At 62.2% G+C, this 18,164-nt stretch carries 17 protein-coding genes; 12 read left to right on the forward strand and 5 right to left on the reverse strand.

The features are described from left to right. The first annotated feature begins 99 nt into the window (after positions 1-99). Positions 100-1,140 (forward strand): glutamine synthetase beta-grasp domain-containing protein, encoded by a 1,041-nt coding sequence (locus tag JG739_RS19455; protein WP_202362971.1) that lies wholly within the window; start codon positions 100-102, stop codon positions 1,138-1,140. 162 nt (positions 1,141-1,302) lie between these two features. Here the strand turns inward: JG739_RS19455 and glnA are convergent, their stop codons facing one another. Next, on the reverse strand, positions 1,303-2,712 hold the full coding sequence (glnA, locus tag JG739_RS19460; RefSeq protein WP_202362972.1) for a type I glutamate--ammonia ligase: 1,410 nt from the start codon (positions 2,710-2,712) through the stop codon (positions 1,303-1,305). A 54-nt stretch (positions 2,713-2,766) separates the two neighbouring features. After that, positions 2,767-3,105 (reverse strand): P-II family nitrogen regulator, encoded by a 339-nt coding sequence (locus JG739_RS19465; RefSeq protein WP_006205430.1) that lies wholly within the window; start codon positions 3,103-3,105, stop codon positions 2,767-2,769. Between the two features lie 449 nt (positions 3,106-3,554). Between JG739_RS19465 and JG739_RS19470 the strand changes: the two genes are divergently transcribed. Continuing rightward, positions 3,555-5,084: an NAD(P)H-hydrate dehydratase gene (locus tag JG739_RS19470; protein WP_202362973.1), complete on the forward strand. Its 1,530-nt coding sequence runs from the start codon at positions 3,555-3,557 to the stop codon at positions 5,082-5,084. Then, a complete protein-coding gene (locus JG739_RS19475) occupies positions 5,084-7,087 on the forward strand; it encodes a hypothetical protein (protein ID WP_202362974.1) in 2,004 nt (667 codons plus the stop codon). The genes JG739_RS19470 and JG739_RS19475 overlap by 1 nt, the downstream gene beginning before the upstream one ends. Before the next feature lie 29 nt (positions 7,088-7,116). On the opposite strand, the gene JG739_RS19480 is transcribed toward JG739_RS19475, so the two are convergent. Next, positions 7,117-8,649: an acyl-CoA carboxylase subunit beta gene (locus JG739_RS19480; RefSeq protein WP_202362975.1), complete on the reverse strand. Its 1,533-nt coding sequence runs from the start codon at positions 8,647-8,649 to the stop codon at positions 7,117-7,119. 204 nt (positions 8,650-8,853) lie between these two features. Here JG739_RS19480 and JG739_RS19485 point away from each other — a divergent pair, with 204 nt between their 5' ends. The 3 genes from JG739_RS19485 to JG739_RS19495 all read left to right on the forward strand — a co-directional run bounded on the left by JG739_RS19485 (position 8,854) and on the right by JG739_RS19495 (position 11,145). Continuing rightward, a complete protein-coding gene (locus tag JG739_RS19485) occupies positions 8,854-9,090 on the forward strand; it encodes a transcriptional regulator (protein ID WP_202362976.1) in 237 nt (78 codons plus the stop codon). Between the two features lie 6 nt (positions 9,091-9,096). Continuing rightward, complete coding sequence (locus JG739_RS19490) at positions 9,097-9,384, forward strand: type II toxin-antitoxin system RelE/ParE family toxin (RefSeq protein WP_202362977.1); 288 nt, start codon at positions 9,097-9,099, stop codon at positions 9,382-9,384. Positions 9,385-9,726: 342 nt separating this feature from the next. Further along, on the forward strand, positions 9,727-11,145 hold the full coding sequence (locus tag JG739_RS19495) for a DEAD/DEAH box helicase (protein ID WP_202362978.1): 1,419 nt from the start codon (positions 9,727-9,729) through the stop codon (positions 11,143-11,145). Between the two features lie 101 nt (positions 11,146-11,246). Here JG739_RS19495 and JG739_RS19500 read toward each other — a convergent pair whose 3' ends face one another. Together JG739_RS19500 and JG739_RS19505 are read right to left on the reverse strand one after the other, a co-directional pair. Further along, a complete protein-coding gene (locus JG739_RS19500; RefSeq protein ID WP_202362979.1) occupies positions 11,247-12,221 on the reverse strand; it encodes an alpha/beta hydrolase in 975 nt (324 codons plus the stop codon). A gap of 94 nt (positions 12,222-12,315) precedes the next feature. Continuing rightward, positions 12,316-13,137, reverse strand: coding sequence for an SDR family oxidoreductase (locus JG739_RS19505; protein WP_202362980.1), 822 nt, complete (start codon positions 13,135-13,137; stop codon positions 12,316-12,318). 212 nt (positions 13,138-13,349) lie between these two features. On the opposite strand from JG739_RS19505, the gene JG739_RS19510 reads away from it, so the two are divergent. The 6 genes from JG739_RS19510 (at position 13,350) to JG739_RS19535 (ending at position 18,063) form a co-directional block, all read left to right on the forward strand. Continuing rightward, positions 13,350-14,384 carry a cysteine synthase A gene (locus tag JG739_RS19510; protein WP_202362981.1) on the forward strand — a complete coding sequence of 345 codons (1,035 nt, stop codon included), beginning with the start codon at positions 13,350-13,352 and terminating at the stop codon, positions 14,382-14,384. Next, positions 14,384-15,127: an alanyl-tRNA editing protein gene (locus JG739_RS19515; RefSeq protein ID WP_202362982.1), complete on the forward strand. Its 744-nt coding sequence runs from the start codon at positions 14,384-14,386 to the stop codon at positions 15,125-15,127. Before JG739_RS19510 ends, JG739_RS19515 begins: the two co-directional genes overlap by 1 nt. Before the next feature lie 50 nt (positions 15,128-15,177). Continuing rightward, positions 15,178-16,029, forward strand: coding sequence for a 3-mercaptopyruvate sulfurtransferase (gene sseA, locus JG739_RS19520; RefSeq protein ID WP_202362983.1), 852 nt, complete (start codon positions 15,178-15,180; stop codon positions 16,027-16,029). Between the two features lie 5 nt (positions 16,030-16,034). Next, on the forward strand, positions 16,035-16,598 hold the full coding sequence (locus JG739_RS19525; RefSeq protein WP_027154015.1) for a GNAT family N-acetyltransferase: 564 nt from the start codon (positions 16,035-16,037) through the stop codon (positions 16,596-16,598). A gap of 113 nt (positions 16,599-16,711) precedes the next feature. Continuing rightward, entirely contained in the window at positions 16,712-17,518 is an 807-nt protein-coding gene (gene dapB / locus JG739_RS19530) for a 4-hydroxy-tetrahydrodipicolinate reductase (protein WP_202362984.1), read from the forward strand. Positions 17,519-17,595: 77 nt separating this feature from the next. Then, positions 17,596-18,063 (forward strand): DUF1203 domain-containing protein, encoded by a 468-nt coding sequence (locus tag JG739_RS19535; RefSeq protein ID WP_202362985.1) that lies wholly within the window; start codon positions 17,596-17,598, stop codon positions 18,061-18,063. Positions 18,064-18,164: the final 101 nt, after the last annotated feature.

Below are 18,164 nucleotides of genomic sequence, written 5' to 3' on the forward strand. Positions count from 1 at the left end.
GCACACGAATTGCTTTTTGATAACCTGGCAGGTCGGCTGCAGGGTGGCTGGCACGCCGGCGCCGTCCAGGTTCGGTGATCAAAGCAACGAGAGGCTAGAATGACGAAATACAAGCTCGAGTACATTTGGCTCGATGGATACACCCCGGTTCCCAACCTTCGCGGAAAGACGCAGATCAAGGACTATGCCGAATTCCCGACGCTCGACCAGCTTCCGCTGTGGGGCTTCGACGGTTCCTCGACCATGCAGGCCGAAGGCCACTCGTCCGACTGCGTGCTGAAGCCGGTCGCCATCTATCCGGATCCGGCGCGCAGCAATGGCGTGCTCGTCATGTGCGAAGTCATGATGCCGGACGGCGTGACGCCGCATGCATCCAACAAACGCGCCACCATCCTCGACGATGAGGGCGCCTGGTTCGGCTTCGAGCAGGAGTATTTCTTCTACAAGGACGGTCGCCCGCTCGGCTTCCCCGAGAGCGGCTACCCTGCGCCGCAAGGCCCGTACTACACCGGCGTCGGCTACAGTAATGTCGGCAGCGTCGCCAGGCAGATCGTCGAGGAGCATCTCGACCTTTGCCTCGCCGCCGGCATCAACCATGAAGGCATCAACGCCGAGGTGGCCAAGGGCCAGTGGGAATTCCAGATCTTTGGCAAGGGCTCCAAGAAGGCCGCCGACCAGATGTGGATGGCCCGCTACCTGATGCAGCGCCTCACCGAGAAATACGGCATCGATATCGAATACCACTGCAAGCCGCTCGGCGACACCGACTGGAATGGTTCCGGCATGCACGCCAACTTCTCGACCGCTTATATGCGCGAGGTCGGCGGCAAGGACTATTTCGAGGCGCTGATGGCCGCCTTCGACAAGAACCTGATGGATCACATCGCAGTCTACGGGCCGGACAACGACAAGCGTTTGACCGGCAAGCACGAGACCGCGCCATGGAACAGGTTCAGCTATGGCATCGCCGACCGCGGCGCCTCGATCCGCGTGCCGCATTCCTTCATCAACAATGGCTACAAGGGCTATCTCGAGGATCGCCGCCCGAACTCGCAAGGCGACCCCTACCAGATCGCTTCGCAGATCCTGAAGACGATCGCCTCCGTTCCGACCAGCGCCGAGGTTTCGGCCGCAGCTTGAGCACTGGTCACGGCGCAGACCCCTCTGTCTGCGCCGTGAGGGCTCTCCGCCGGCGTTTTGCCAGGCGACAACACCAGCGTCTAAATTGAGTGTTTTTCATCCAAAACAAAAACCCCGCCGGATCGCTCCGGCGGGGTTTTGTTTGTCCTTTAGCTCGTCCGCTCAGACCGAATAATACATGTCGTACTCGACCGGATGCGGGGTCATTTCGAAGCGCATCACTTCGGCCATCTTGAGCTCGATGTAGCTGTCGATCTGGTCGTCGTCGAACACGCCGCCGGCCTTGAGGAAGCCGCGGTCCTTGTCAAGGCTCTGCAACGCTTCGCGCAGCGAGCCGCAGACGGTCGGGATCTTCTTCAGTTCCTTCGGCGGCAGGTCGTAGAGGTCCTTGTCCATCGGCTGTCCCGGATGGATTTTGTTCTTGATGCCGTCAAGCCCGGCCATCAGCATGGCGGCAAAAGCGAGGTAGGGGTTGGCGCCCGGATCGGGGAAGCGGACCTCGACGCGCTTGGATTTCGGCGACGAGCCGAATGGAATGCGGCAGGAGGCAGAGCGGTTGCGCGCCGAATAGGCGAGCAGCACCGGCGCTTCATAGCCGGGCACCAGGCGCTTGTAGGAATTGGTCAGCGGGTTGGTGAAGGCGTTGATCGCCTTGGCGTGCTTGATGACGCCGCCGATGTAAAACAGGCAGCTCTCCGAAAGGCCGGCATATTCATTGCCGGCGAAGGTCGGCTTGCCCTCCTTCCAGATCGACTGGTGGACATGCATGCCCGAGCCGTTGTCGCCAAAGACCGGTTTCGGCATGAAGGTGGCCGTCTTGCCGTAGGCGTTGGCGACCTGGTGCACGACATATTTGTAGATCAGCATCTTGTCGGCGTTGCGGACCAGCGTGTCGAACTTGATGCCGAGTTCGTGCTGGGCTGCGGCGACTTCGTGGTGGTGCTTTTCGACACGCACGCCCATTTCGGCGAGCACGGTCAGCATTTCAGAGCGCATGTCCTGCGCCGAGTCGATCGGCGGCACCGGGAAATAGCCGCCCTTGATGCGCGGGCGGTGGCCGAGATTGCCGGTCTCGTAGTCGGTGTCGTCGTTGGACGGCAATTCGGTGGAGTCGAGCTTGAAGCCGGTGTTGTACGGGTCGGCCTTGTATTTGACGTCGTCGAACACGAAGAACTCGGCTTCCGGGCCGACGAAGATCTGATCGCCGATGCCTTCCGCCTTCATATAGGCTTCAGCCTTCTTGGCGGTGCCGCGCGGGTCGCGGTTGTAGGATTCTCCGGAGATCGGATCGAGAATATCGCACAGGATGACCATGGTCGACTGCGCGAAGAACGGGTCCATATGCACCGTCTCGGTGTCGGGCATCAGCACCATGTCGGACTCGTTGATCGCCTTCCAGCCGGCGATCGAGGACCCGTCGAACATGACGCCATCGGCAAACATGTCTTCCTCGACCTCAACGACATCCATCGTCACGTGCTGCAGCTTGCCCTTCGGATCTGTGAAGCGCAGGTCAACGAATTTCACGTCGTTGTCCTTGATCTGCTTCATGATGTCTTTGGCTGTCGTCATGTCATGTTTCCCTGTCTGATGACGTTTCGAGGAGATGATCTGAAATCAGAAACCTCAGACCGCGTCCATCCCTGTTTCGCCGGTGCGGATGCGCACGACTTCCTCGATGTTGGAGACGAAGATCTTGCCGTCGCCGATGCGGCCGGTCTGCGCCGCCTTGCGAATGGCTTCGATGGCGCCTTCGACGGCATCGTCGCCGAGCACGACCTCGATCTTCACCTTGGGCAGAAAATCCACGACATATTCAGCGCCGCGATAGAGTTCGGTATGGCCCTTCTGCCGGCCAAAACCCTTGGCCTCCGTAACGGTGATGCCTTGCAGCCCGGCCTCCTGAAGCGCTTCCTTCACTTCGTCTAGCTTGAACGGCTTGATGATCGCTTCGATCTTTTTCATGTAAAAAGTGGCCTCCACTGCCAAAAAAGACGGGTTGTGAGCCCCGCTTGCGCCTCTTTCTAGCACGAACTGTGCCAATTTGAGGGGATTCGAAGCGGTATCACGCGATTTCGATGCCATGCCGCGTTGAGGGCTAAATTCGCGTCATTCGCTGCGTTGGATGCGTCATGGATACTGGAAACCTACACATTGTCGGCGCTATCGTCCGCACAATAATTGGGCAGATAGAGCATTTCGTGGGCAATTGTGCTTCGACGACGCCATTGTCCCTAACGATGTGCCTACAGATCGTGCCGTCTCATCGCCGTTTGCTTCGAACCGAAAACTGGACAATGTTTGACCACAAGGATTGGGGTTTGACCACAGGGATCGGGGTTTGACCACAGGGATCGGGTTTGACCACAGGGATCGGGTACAGGATCGGCTTGAGCCAATGCGGATCGGCATCCATGAGCAATGAAATTCTGTCTCCGGCCGAAATGGCTGAGGCCGACCGGCTGACGATTTCGGCCGGACCACGCGACGGCATCGGCCTGATGCGCAATGCAGGTGGCGCAGTCGCTGCAGTGGTGCTCGCCCATTTTCCGGCTGCCAGGCGCGTCCACGTGCTGTGCGGGCCCGGCAACAATGGCGGCGATGGATATGTCGTCGCCCGCATTCTTGGGGATAGCGCCGTCGACGTCTTGCTGTGGGCATCCAGCTCGCCCAAAGCCGGCAGCGACGCAGCGCTCGCCGCGTCGGAATGCCCGGTCAGGCCCCGGCCACTGTCGGAATTTGCCGCCGATCAAGGTTCTATCCTGGTCGATGCGCTTTATGGGGCGGGGCTGTCCAAGCCGCTGTCCGGTGATGCCGCCCGGGCGGTCGAGGTTGCGACAGAACTGAACCTGCCTGTCGTCGCGGTCGACCTGCCCTCAGGCGTGTCGGGCGAGAGCGGCCAGATTCTCGGCCAGGCATTTCGCGCCCGGATCACGGTGACGTTCGCGCGAAAAAAGCCCGGCCATCTGCTGTTGCCTGGGCGCGAGATGTGCGGCGAACTGGTGCTTGCCGACATCGGCATCGGCGACGAGATCGTTGCGCAGCTTGAACCGCGAACTTTCGAGAACGCCCCGTCGCTTTGGTTAGAAAGTTTCCCGATTCCAGCCGTCGACACGCATAAATACAGGCGCGGCCATGTCGGCGTCTTTTCCGGCGGGCCATCGGCGACGGGTGCGGCACGGCTGTCGGCGCTTGCTGCGGCCAGAAGCGGGGCAGGGGCGGTGACCGTGCTGTCGCCGGCGAATGCTGTGCAAGTGAATGCCGCGCATCTGACTTCGATCATGCTGAAAAAGGCCGACAGCATCGCGGACGTACAGGACTTCATCGACAGCCGCCGGCCATCGGCGTTCGTCCTCGGACCCGGGTTTGGCGTCGGCGAAAAAACCCGCGATTTTGCCCTCGGCGTGCTGGCCAACGGAGAGCGGCAAGACGGCAGGGTCGACGGGCTGGTGCTCGATGCCGATGGCATCAGCTCGTTTCGCGATACACCGAAAGTCCTGTTCGAAGCCGCCCGTCGCCCGAACGCGCCGGCGTTGGTGCTGACGCCGCATGAGGGCGAATTCGCCAGGCTGTTTGCGGACATCGCCGGAGACAAGAACCTGTCCAAGCTGGCCAAGGCGCGCGCTGCCGCCGAGCGCGCCGGCGCCGTCGTCGTCTACAAGGGCGCGGACACGGTGATCGCGGCGCCCGATGGCAGGGCGGCGATCAACGGCAACGGCGCGCCATGGCTGGCCACAGCCGGTTCGGGCGACGTGCTGTCGGGCATCATCGCCGGCTTCCTGGCGCAAGGCATGCCGGCTTTCGAAGCCGCCTGCGCGGCGGTCTGGATCCATGCTGAGGCCGGCAGCCGTTTCGGACCTGGGCTGATCGCTGAAGACTTGCCGCTGGCGCTGGTGCCGGTGCTGCGCGAGCTTGCCGAAAATCGCAAGGAGGTAACTGCTTGATGAACCGCGGGTTCGCGCTGCTTGCCGCTATCTTCTTTGCCGCTTTGATGGCGAACACTGCGCGTGCCGAAAATCCGGTGATGATTGTCGACGATCCGGCCGTGCTCGCCGCTCTCGACGCCAGGGGTTTTGGCTTCGCTGGCATTTTCGATGTCGACGGCAAGGGCGACCTGAAGACGCTTTATGAAAAGGCGCCGGCCTATCACCAGATCGTCGAAACGATTGCCGGCGATGTCGCCGCGCTGCGCGCCGTGATGAAGGCCGGTGGGCGGCCGCTCTATGAAGTCACCGACGGCAATGTCGGCCGCATCATCGACATGCGCTGGCTGAAGACCGACGCCGCGCGCTTCCGGCTGGTCGGTGTCGTCAACCGGCTCGATCGGCGTGATTTCGCCGAGATACGAGGCGACGGGGGCTGCGGCGAGGTCCGTTTCATCTACCGCCTTGCCTACAGCTTCAAGAAAAACGGCAAGGTTCTCGCCTCGCGCCTGCCGTTCAACTTCAATGCCATCTATAGCACCGCGCCGGACGCCGATGGCGGCTGCGTCGGCGTTGCCGGACGCTGGACGCCGCAGCTCGATGAGACCGTCGACATCGGCTGGCTCATCGGCGGGCCGCTGGAAAAGGCCGGGCTGAGCTTCAAGCAGCTCGAGCTCAACGCCCAAATGGTGCGCTTTCCCTCCGGCCAGGAGACCGAATTTGGCGGCCAGGCTGCCTACCTCATGCGGATTTTTGGCATCGATGGAAAGACGGTCAGTGAAAAGCCGCTGGAAAACACGCCCGACCTGGCGCGGCTTGCCGACGACGCCGCGCTGAAAGCAAAACTTGCCGACTATGTCAGCGCCAATGTCGCGGCGGTTGATCTCGGCGTCTACCAAATCCCGGATGAATTCCTGGCGAAGAAAGTCGTCTCGTGGTCGACTTTCGGCAGCGCCAGGCTGGCCAATCACCCGTTTACGCCGCTATTCCAGCCCGCGGATTTTTCTGGGCTCGACTATTCCGCGCTGAAGCTTGTGCGCACGCCGGAAGCGCTGGTCGAGCGGCTCGACAATGGCGCCTGCCAAGGCTGTCATCAGGCTGGTTCGACCGCCGGTTTTCATTTCATCGGCCTCGACGACAAGACGACATCGCCGCTGAACCGCATCGCGGTCGGCATCTCGCCGCATCTTCATGCCGAGATGCCGCGGCGCGACGCCTGGCTGCGTGCGACCGCTGAGGGCAAGCTGCCGAACCGCCTCCGTCCGCTGTCCTTCGCGCCGCCGGCCGCATGGAAAGACGCCGGCGAGGTCGCTTACGCAGCGGCCGAGATGGCGATGCCGTGTTTGATGCCCGAGGATGCGGCCCGCTTCGGCACGATCTGGCAATGCGGCGGCGGCACCGTCTGCACGGCGCTGGCGACCGCATCGGGGGTGCGGACGAAACTGGCGCAATGCCTGCTGCCCAAGGACAGCGAAAAGATGTTTTCCGGCCATCCATGCCTGACCGGCTCCATCGCCAGCAGCGGCACGCAGCCTTTCAATGACCGCTACAGCATTACAGGCCAGTTCGCGGCCTTCGCCACCGACATTTCGCGCACCGCCTACACCTGCCGGCCGCCGAAGATCGGTGTTCCGGCCGGCATCGCCTATCGCGGATGCAACGACAGGGACCGTGCCTTTGCCGGCTTCAAGCCGGGCAAGCCGATGCCGAACGAGATCTGCGGGCTGGTCGGCGGCAAGAAATTCGACATCTGCGTGGCGACCAACAATTTCGACCAGTGCTTGGGCGGCGCCGTCAATCGCGGCAACCGGCCGGCTTGCTCGGCCGATCATTTCTGCCGCGAGGATTATATGTGCCAATCGCTGCCGCCCGATACGCCGGGCGCGGCCAAGGTGAAAGGTGTCGGCTTCTGCTCGCCGACCTATTTTATCTTCCAGATGCGCATCGACAATCATGCCACGCCGTGGTCGGGCGCCGTCCGCGCGACGATGGGCGCGGGGTTCGGCGCCGCGGAAGCTGAGTGAGCTTTCGCCGCTTTCGCGGCGTCAGCGCCTCACAACGGAATGTTGTCGTGCTTCTTCCAGGGGTTCTGCATATTCTTGTTGCGCAGCATGCGCAGCGCGCGCGCAATGCGGCGGCGGGTCGAATGCGGCATGATCACCTCGTCGACATAGCCGCGCTCGGCGGCGACGAAGGGCGACAGGAAGCGATCCTCGTAAGCCTTTGTATGTGCTGCGATCTTCTCCGCATCGCCGATGTCCTTGCGATAGATGATCTCGACCGCGCCCCGGGCGCCCATCACTGCGATCTGCGCCGTCGGCCAGGCATAGTTCATGTCGCCGCGCAGATGCTTCGACGCCATCACGTCATACGCGCCGCCATAAGCTTTTCGGGTGATGACTGTGATCTTCGGGACGGTCGCTTCGGCATAGGCGAACAAGAGCTTGGCACCGTGCTTGATCAGCCCGCCATATTCCTGCGCGGTGCCGGGCAGGAAGCCTGGAACGTCGACGAAGGTGACGATCGGAATTGAAAAACAGTCGCAGAAGCGCACGAACCGCGCCGCCTTGCGGCTGGCGTCCGAGTCGAGCACGCCGGCCAGCACCATCGGCTGGTTGGCGACGAAGCCGACCGTGCGCCCTTCGACGCGCCCGAAACCGGTGACGATGTTTTTCGCAAAATCCTGCTGGATCTCGAAGAAATCACCCTCATCGGCAACTTTAAGGATCAACTCCTTGATGTCGTAGGGTTTATTGGCATTGTCGGGGATCAGACGGTCGAGCGACAGATCGTCATCGGCGACCGACTGATAACATTCGATCTCGGGGATTTCGGCCGTGTTGGAGGCAGGCAGCAGGTCGACCAGTCGGCGCATTTGCAGCAGCGCCTCGACGTCATTGTCGTAAGCGCCATCGGCGATCGACGACTTCGTCGTGTGGACCAAGGCGCCGCCGAGGCTCTCGGCGGTGACCGTCTCGTTGGTGACGGTCTTCACCACGTCCGGGCCGGTGACGAACATGTAGGAGGTGCCGCGCACCATGAAGATGAAGTCGGTCATGGCCGGCGAATAGACGTCGCCGCCGGCGCACGGGCCCATGATCAGTGAAATCTGCGGGATGACGCCGGAGGCGAGCACATTGCGTTGAAAAATCTCGGCATAGCCGCCGAGGGCTGCCACGCCTTCCTGGATGCGGGCGCCGCCGGCGTCGTAGAGGCCGATGATCGGCGCGCGATTGCGCAGCGCCATCTCCTGCACCTTGACCACTTTTTCGGCGTGGGCTTCGGACAGCGACCCGCCGAACACGGTAAAGTCCTTGGCGAAGACATAGACCGGCCGACCGTTGACGGTACCCCAGCCGGTGACGACGCCGTCGCCGGCGATCTTGGTTTTCTCCATGCCGAAATCGGTCGAGCGATGCTCGACATACATGTCGAACTCCTCGAACGAACCTTCGTCGAGGAAGACCTCGATGCGTTCGCGCGCGGTGAGTTTGCCCTTCTTGTGCTGAGCGTCGATGCGGGCCTTGCCGCCGCCCATGCGCGCCATGGCGCGGCGGCGCTCGAGTTCCTTCAGCACGTCCTTCATCGGTCGATCCCCAAAAACGGAAAGCTGATTTGTGGTAATCATGGCGGCATGGGAGCGCAAGCACCGCTTTCGCCACGGGTTCTTGTTGCGCAATGTTGGCCGCGCTTTGCCTCGGGTCTCGATATGCCGGCGGGTATCCTGTAGATGGCCCTCCCGCGGCGAAACTTCTTGGCAGGCATTCGCTTGATATGGCAGACTGAACTTATGAAGAACAACATTGAGATATCAGAGGATTTGAGCCGCCGGATCGACATCTTGGCCTCGCGCTCCAAGCTGACTCGCGATCAGATCATTGAGGATGCTCTGTCGCACGGTCGTTCTCTGGCGTGGCAGGAAAAGTGGATTGCCGGTGTTCAGTCGGGTATCGAGGCCGCTGAGCGTGAGGATTTCGCAAGCGAAGAAGAGATCACGGCGGTTCTCAACAAATTCAGTCAGGCATAAAGGTCTGTGCGAATTGTCTGGACCCGCCACTATCTGATCGAGCTTGCATCAATTGGCGACTATATCGGCGAGCGTAACCCGCGGGCCGCTGCTCGAGTTGTCAATGACATTCATTCAAAGACTGCTCGGCTGTTATCCGCCAATCCATTTATCGGACGCATCGGCGAGATCAAGGGCACTCGTGAACTGGTGATTTCCGGTACACCCTACATCGTCGCGTATCGGGTGAAAGACACTCAAATTGAAGTTCTGTTCGTCCAGCATGGGGCGAGGGAATGGCCGGACGAAGTTTGAACAGCCGTCCACGGCTGCTCGTCTCGACTGTTAATTGTTGCACCGCAACATGACACCCCTTGCATTCCGCGGCGAACTCAGCCATATGCAACCCATAGGCGCTTGGGCCGGAATTGTCCGGCCTTCTCGACGAATGAGACTGGTTGCGTCTGTTTTCCCTCTTTCCCGTTGATCGGCAAGGTGGCGAAAAAGCCCCGTGGCATGATGCCTGCGGGCACGACAGCGCAGCCGAGTGGACGTTTGCGTCCGCCCGCCTTGTCGTTCCATGACAGTTTTTCGACGGCAGGTTGCGCCCTGCCGCCATCGATGTTTGCGGCTAGGGTCGCGTGAAAGAAGACTATTTTGACCAACGAAAACACTTTTGCCGGTAACACCACCTCGACCGGCAACACTGCGGAACTCACCGGTTTCGCGGCCCTTGGAATTACCGGCGCGCTGCTCAAGGCCACCCATGCCGCAGGCTTCACCGATCCGAAGCCGATCCAGGCTCAGGCGATCCCGCCGCAGCTGGAAGGCCGTGACATTTTCGGCATCGCCCAGACCGGTTCGGGCAAGACCGCGGCGTTCGCGCTGCCGATCCTGTCGAAGATCATCGCGCTCGGCACCAAGCGCCGGCCGAAGACCGCTCGTGCGCTGATCCTGGCGCCGACGCGTGAACTCGCCGTGCAGATCGAAGAGATGATCAAGCTGCTCGCCAAGGGCGCGCATGTCTCGACAGCACTCGTGCTTGGCGGCGTCTCGCGCTTTAGCCAGGTAAAGAAGATTGCTCCCGGCGTCGATATTTTGATCGCCACGCCCGGTCGGCTGACCGACCTGGTGCGTGAGGGCGACCTCATTCTTGCCGACACCAAATGGCTGGTGCTCGATGAGGGCGACCGCATGCTCGACATGGGCTTCATCAACGACGTCAAGCGCATCGCCAGGGCGACCGCGCCGGACCGTCAGACGGTGCTGTTCTCGGCGACCATGCCGGCCGAAATCGCCGAGCTGGCGAAAGGCCTGCTGAAGAACCCGATCCGTGTCGAAGTGGCGCCGCACAGCACTGCGGCAGCCGAGATCGTGCAGGGCGTCGTCTTTGCCCGCACCAAGCAAAAGCGTCAGGTTCTGGCGACGATGCTCGCCGACGAGGCGATGAAGTCGGTCATCATCTTTTCGCGCACCAAGCATGGCGCCGACAGGGTGACCAAGGATCTCGATCGCGACGGCTTCAAGGCCGCCGTCATCCACGGCAACAAGTCGCAGAACGTCCGCCAGAAGGCGCTGAACGATTTCCGCGACGGTTCGGTGCGCATTCTTGTGGCAACCGATATCGCGGCGCGCGGCATCGACGTGCCCGGCATCAGCCATGTGGTGAATTTCGACCTGCCGGACGAGGCCGAGAGCTATGTCCACCGCATCGGCCGCACCGGTCGTAACGGCATGGACGGCATCGCCATCACGCTTTGCGACCCGTCCGAGAACAGCAAGCTGCGCCAGGTCGAGCGCATCATCCGCACCAAGCTGCCGATCGTCGCCGATCATCTCGGCAGTCCCGACCCGCAGCGCAATCCTGCCGAAAAGAACGAGCGCAGCTTCGAGCCGGCCAACGATCGCAATGGTCGTCGCGACGGCAGGCGGCCGGGCGGCCACAACAACGGCAACAAGCGCTTCGGCGACAAGCCGGCCTTCGCCGGCGAGCGCAAGCCGGAAGGCGCCAAGCCGTTCAAGGGCAACAACAAGCGTCGTTTCGGCGGCAAGCGGCCAGCAGCGCGGGCTGCGTAATCAGATAGTACATCCGGCCCGCGGCTGTCGGGTCGGCTCGGCTGCTCACAATTGAAAAAGGCGATCGGAGCGATGCTTCGGTCGCCTTTTTCGCCTGAGATCTACTTCACCACCGCCTCAACCCACACCGCAATGCGCTGCGCGAGGTAAGCCGTGGTCGACGGCGACAGCGCGTCTCCGGCAATGACATGATTGTCCCGATCGCCGGTAGCGTCGACCGGCACCAGTTCGTGCGCCGCGCCCCAGCGCCCGGCGATTTCACGGGTGCGGTCCGGCCGCACGATCCTGTCCGAATCGCAAAAGATGAACAGGGCAGGGATGGTCGCCTTCTCCACCGGCGCGCCATAGGCAAGTTCTGTCAGCGCCACCATCGGCAGCGTCGCCGCGATCGGATAGCGGTAGGTCCAGAATTTCTCGTGCAGCGCATTGCGTGGCACGAAGCTGCGCTGCTTGCCGGCGACCAGTTCGGCGATCTCCCGGCCCCACGGCATGGTCAGGAGTTCGGCGCCGGAAGCCTTGACGCCGAAATTCGGCGAGATGAACGCTATTGCCGCCACCCCGTCCGATGCGCCCGGCTGCGTCGCAGCCCAGGCTGCCAGCGAGCCGCCGGTCGAGGTGGCGATGACGATCACCTTGTCGCCGATCGCTCGACCGATGGCGAGCGCTTCCTCATAATCGTTGATCCAGGCGTTGACGCTGCCGTCCGCCATCGCGGCACCGCCCTGTCCGTGGCCGGTGAGACGGGTGTAGAAAAGATTGGCGTCGAGCTGGTCGGCGACCTCGTCGGGAAGCGGACGAACCTCGCCCTTCGACGCCGAAAAGCCGTGGATATAGACGATCGATAGCGGCGTCCTGGCGTGAACCATCGGATTGGCCCAGATGATTTCCTTTTCCAGCCCGTCGTGGATATCAGGTACGGCCGCCTCCTTGCGTGCCAGATAGGCTTGCGGGTCATCGCCGATCACGGAAGGATCGAAGATGATCGTGGTGTCGGCTTGGACGCGCGGGCCAAGCACGAAGGCGAGAAAAAGAATGACGGCGAGACCCAATACCGCAAGCACGATCCGTCGCCCCATCGCAGACTCCATGCAATAAATCTCAACCTATGGCCACGATGGCAAACAGGCAACGACGTCTGCCGGCGGCGGGATCGCCAACTTGATGGCCGGTCTATTCGCTCGGCGGCTTGCGGTCGAAATTCAGCGGACGCGCCTTCCAGCGGGTCGCGGTGCTGATGACCAATCGGCAGAATGGTCTCGGCAGGATTCTGAGCAGCTTCAGGCCCCAGCTCAAGCGGCGCGGGAAGGTGACTTCGAAGCCGCCGGATCTGATGCCGCGCGCCATGCGGCGCGAGGCGCGATTGACGGGCATCAGCCCGGGCATCGGCAGCAAATTCTTCTCGGTCAGCGGGGTATCGACGAAGCCCGGGTTTATCACCTGGATGCGGACGTTCATCTTGTCGAAATCGTACTTCAGCGACTCGGCGAGGATATTGATCGCTGCCTTGGTGCCGCCATAGGCGGCCGTGGTCGGCCAGCCGAAATAGGCGGTGACCGAACCGACCAGGACGATATGGCCGCGCGCGCGGACGCGCATGCGCTCGATGACCGGCACCAGGCCGTTGATGATGCCGAAATAATTGACATCGAAGGACTGGCGAAATCCACGGACAGTGAGGTCCTCGCCGGCGGTCGCAATATAGCTCCCGGCATTGAACACGGCCAAGACGATCGGGCCGAGATCCTTCTCGATCGCCGCGACCGTCCTTGCCATGCGTTTCTCGTCGGTGACGTCGCAAGGATAGGCCGTGACGTGGCCCGGCATCTGCGCCGTCTCCACAACCAGCGTATCGATCGGATCGTCGTCGAGCGCCGTCACCGCGACGACATAGCCTTGCGCCGCAAGGTCCTTGGCCAGTGAACGGCCGATGCCGCTGCTGCCGCCGGTAATCCAGGCGACGCCGTGCTTCGGGTCGGCCCGATAGAGTGTCATGCTACGCCCTGCGACTTTGTCTTGGCCTGTGCTCTAGCGGTGAAGAAATCGGATGAAAAGAGCGCTTTTCAATGGTGAGCTTCAATGATTGGCGGAACGCAACATCTGTTTTAGGAAATGCAGCCCGGAAATGCCGCTGGACCAGGCAAATTCTTGCCTTGAAACCCAAGCTTCGGGTTTCTAGGGTTCCGCCGCAACATAAAGGAAATTCCATGCCCCGTTCTGTGATCGAAGCGATCGGCAACACGCCTCTGATCCGCCTCAACAAAGCCTCGGAAGAAACCGGCTGCGAGATCCTGGGCAAGGCCGAATTCATGAATCCGGGCCAGTCGGTCAAGGACCGTGCCGCGCTGTTCATCATCCGCGACGCCGAGCAGCGCGGCCTCCTGAGGCCGGGTGGGGTGATCGTCGAGGGGACGGCCGGCAACACCGGCATCGGATTGACGCTGGTTGCCAAGGCGCTTGGCTACCGCACCGTGATCGTGATCCCGGAGACGCAAAGCCAGGAGAAGAAGGACACGATCAGATTACTCGGCGCCGAGCTGATCGAGGTGCCTGCTGTACCTTACAAGAACCCCAACAATTATGTGAAACTGTCAGGTCGTCTGGCCGAGCAGATGGCCCGGTCCGAGCCGAACGGCGCGATCTGGGCCAATCAGTTCGACAACGTCGCCAACCGTGATGGCCATACCCGCACCACGGCGGAAGAAATCTGGGCCCAGACCGGCGGCAAGGTCGACGGTTTCGTCTCGGCAGTCGGCTCCGGCGGAACACTGGCCGGGGTCGCCTTCGGGCTCAAGGCCAGGAGCAAGGACGTCAAGGTCGCGCTCGCCGATCCGCTCGGCGCGGCGCTCCATAGCTTCTACACCACCGGTGAGCTGAAATCCGAAGGCAGCTCGATCACCGAAGGCATCGGGCAGGGGCGGGTCACCGCCAATCTGGAAGGGTTCACACCGGATTTCTCCTTTCAGATCCCGGACGAGGACGCGCTGCCGATCGTCTTCGACCTGATCCAGGAGGAGGGCCTGTGTGTCGGCGGCTCGACCGGCATCAACATTGCCGGCGCGATCCGGCTGGCACGTGAGATGGGTCCCGGCCACACCATCGTGACCGTGCTTTGCGACTACGGCACGCGCTATCAGTCGAAACTGTTCAACCCGGAATTCCTGCGCCAAAAGCAGCTGCCGGTGCCGGGCTGGATGGAACAGCGGAGCACGATCTCGGTGCCGTTCGAAGAGGTTGCGTGATGGCTTACAGGACGGATGCCCTGTTTCGCGACGACGCCTATCTCAGGACGGCTGACGCCACGGTTGTCGCCGTCAACGACCGTGGCGGCATCATTCTCGACCGGACGATCTTCTATGCCACATCGGGCGGGCAGCCTGGCGATACGGGCACCCTCGAACGCGCCGATGGCAGCCTGATCGCTGTTGCCGCTACCATCACCGGTGAGTCCAAGGATGACATCATCCATGTGCCGCCGCCTGAGCAGGCGGTGCCTGAGGTCGGTGAGCCGGTAAAGCTTGCCCTCAATTGGCAGAGGCGGCATCTGCTGATGCGCATGCACACAGCCTGCCACTTGCTTACCGTCGTCTGCCCGTTCCCGATCACCGGCGCCTCGGTTTCCGAGGACGACAGCCGTATCGATTTCGATATTCCGGATGCCGGCTTCACCAGGGAAGATGTGACGGCCCGGCTGATGGAATTGGTGCGGGCCGACCACCCGGTCTTTGTCAGGCTGATCACCGACGAGGAACTGGCGGGCAATCCGGGACTGGTGAAATCGAAAAATGTTCGGCCACCGGTCGGCACGGGCAAGATCCGCCTGGTCTGCATTGGCGACAACGCCTCGATCGACAGCCAGCCTTGCGGGGGCACCCATGTGAAGAGCACTGGAGAAGTCGGCGAGATCCATATCGGTAAGATCGAGAAGAAGGGTCGTGAGAACCGGCGCTTCCGAATACGCTTTGGACCGATGCCGCCAGCCTGATAAATTGCCGACCTGATAACAGATTGTCAAAGGCGGGCAGGAGAAGAACAATGGCCGAAGACAGCCCTTTCACCGTCGATGCGGACTGGTTGCAGAAGCGCCTTGGCGAGCCTGGCCTAACCATCGTCGACGCGTCGTGGTATTTGCCGGCGCAGAAGCGCGACGCGCGCGCCGAATATGACGCAGCGCACATTCCGGGCGCCCGTTTCCTTGACCATGATGCGATCTCGGATCCTGATTCGCCACTGCCGCACACGCTGCCGTCGCCGCAGCATTTCGCCCAATATGTCGGCGCCATGGGCATTTCGGCCGACGATACCATCGCTGTCTATGACGGTCCGGGCTTCTTCTCGGCGCCGCGCGCCTGGTGGATGTTCCGTGTCATGGGGGTGTTCCAGGTCTACATATTGGACGGCGGCTTCGATCGCTGGAAAGTTGAGGGACGGCCGGTGACGGCGGAGCCAACGAAGATCGCGCCTTGCGTGTTCCATGCCGACTTCGATGCCGCTCGCGTCGCCAGCCTGGCCGACATGCGCCGGATCATCGAGACCGGAGAAAGCCAGGTCGCCGATGCGCGCTCGCCTGGACGGTTTGCCGGTACCGAGCCGGAGCCTCGCGCCGGCATCCGCTCGGGCCACATGCCCGGCGCGCGCAATGTGCCGTTTTCGGCGCTTGCCGAGGACGGCGAGCTGCTGTCGAAAGACCGGTTGCGCAAGGTGATCGAGGGCGCCGGCATCGACCTGTCAAAGCCGGTTGTCACCTCTTGCGGCTCAGGCGTTACGGCGGCGGCGATCACGTTGGCGCTCGAGACGCTGGGCCATACCGACAACAGGCTCTACGACGGTTCATGGACCGAATGGGGTGGACTTGGCGATACGCCCGTCGTCACGGGCAAGGACTGACTGTGATGGAAAATGGCGCGCTTGAAGACATCGAGGTCACGGTGACGTTTCTCGAAATGCATGCGCCACCGGCCTATTCGCCGCCGCTGCCGTACAACCGCCAGATCGCGCTGCTGAAGACCAAGGACATTCCGCTGCATTTCTACCGCTATTTGATGGATCGGGTAGGCCGTAAATGGCACTGGGTCAATGTGCTGAGGCTGAGCGACGAGGAGCTTTCTGCAGGGATCCATCGCGAGGACCGCGACATCAGGGTGCTCTATCTCGACGGCTCGCCGGCCGGCTTTTTCGACCTGAAGCCGCATCTGCCGGGAGAAGTGGAACTTGCCTATTTCGGCATGATGGAGCACGCCACCGGCCAAGGCATCGGCCGCTGGTTCCTGGGTGCCGCGATCGACGCCGCCTGGTCGCACGGACCAAGGCGGGTGACGGTGCAGACCTGCACGCTCGACCATCCGGCGGCATTGCCGCTCTACCAGAAGCTCGGCTTTGAACCGGTCGCGCAAAAGAAGGAGATGGTGCATCCAATGACCTTCGCCGAGCGTGCGGCCAGCGTCATGCGGCCATGATTTTTCTCCGCAAGCTGAACCTTCATCAATGCTTCAGCTTGGAGGCAAACTGGTGGAGCGTTCGTCACGCGTCTAAGGCGGGTGCGCTCAAATAGCGATGGGAGGATCAAACGATGGCGATTCGGGTGGTGATGGCCGGTGCGACTGGCTGGGTCGGAAAGGCACTGGTTCCGGCGATCGGGGCGCAAGGCGACATGGCGCTGGCCGCGGCCGTATCACGCAGCGGCGCTGGGCAGGATTCCGGCCTCCTGGTCGGCCTGCCGGCAAACGGCATCATCGTTTCCGCATCGCTGGCCGAGGCAATGGAGGTGCCGTCGGACGTGCTGGTCGACTACACCAAACCGCATGTCGTGAAGGACCATGCGCTGCTGGCCATCGAAAACGGACGGCACGTGGTGATCGGCACCTCGGGGATGGGTGCGAGCGATTTCGGCGAGATCGATGCTGCAGCCCGCGCCAATCGTGTCGGCGTCGTTGCCGCCGGCAATTTTTCGATCACCGCCACGCTGATGAAGCGGTTTGCCCTGATGGCGGCGAAATACGTGCCGGATGTCGAGGTCATCGACTATGCCAGCGCCAGGAAACCCGACGCGCCGTCCGGCACGGCGCGCGAGCTTGCCGAAGCGCTGGCCGATGTCCGCAAGGCTTCCACCGCGCGGCCGGTTTCGGAGGTCTCCGGTGTGCCGGGAACGCGCGGTGCGGCGGTTGGCACGGGCGAGGGAGTGCAGGTGCATGCGCTGCGCCTGCCTTCCTACATCCTGTCCTGCGAGGCGCTGTTCGGCCTGCCCGACGAGCGACTGACCATCCGCCACGACGCCGGCTCGTCCGCTGCCCCATACGTGGCCGGCACGCTGCTCGCGATCCGGCGGGTACAGGAGATCACCGGGCTGGTGCGCGGTCTCGACGCGCTGATGGACTGATCCGAATTGGCAGGAATCGGGTGGGAAGCGCTGGCGCAGCGACGTAATTTCCGGTCGACCACATCGGAGATTTCACCATGACCATCCAGTTCAAGGCCTTGCCTACGGAAGGTGTCAGAGCCTTGCAGCGCGGCGGGCCGGACGCCTATGGCCTGATCCCAGAGCGGAAAATATCCGACGGTGACGGCGTGCCTTGCCGCCATTGCCTGAAGAACGTCGCCGCCGGAGAGGCCTACCTTGTCCTGGCTTATCGGCCATTCCCGGAATTGCAGCCTTATGCCGAGACCGGTCCGATCTTCCTGCATGCCGAGCACTGCGAGCGCGCTGCCGAAGCCGAGGCGCTTCCCGAAATTCTCGAAAGCAGCGACTACATCGTGCGCGGCTACGGCAGCGACGACCGCATCGTCTACGGCAGCGGCGGCGTCATCCCGACAGGCGCTATCGCGGCGCGGGCCGAGAGTTTGTTCGAGCGCGACGACATCGCCTATGTGCATGTCCGCTCGGCGCGTAACAATTGCTATCAGTGCCGGATCGAGCGAGCGTGATCGGATCGGTCGCAGCTGTCGTACGCCTGTCGCAATGTCGCGTTATGGAATGACTGTCGATCGATTTGCCGACCGCGGATGAACCGGCGGGAGATCTCGAT

This window comes from Mesorhizobium sp. L-2-11 (assembly GCF_016756595.1).
Taxonomy (GTDB): domain Bacteria; phylum Pseudomonadota; class Alphaproteobacteria; order Rhizobiales; family Rhizobiaceae; genus Mesorhizobium.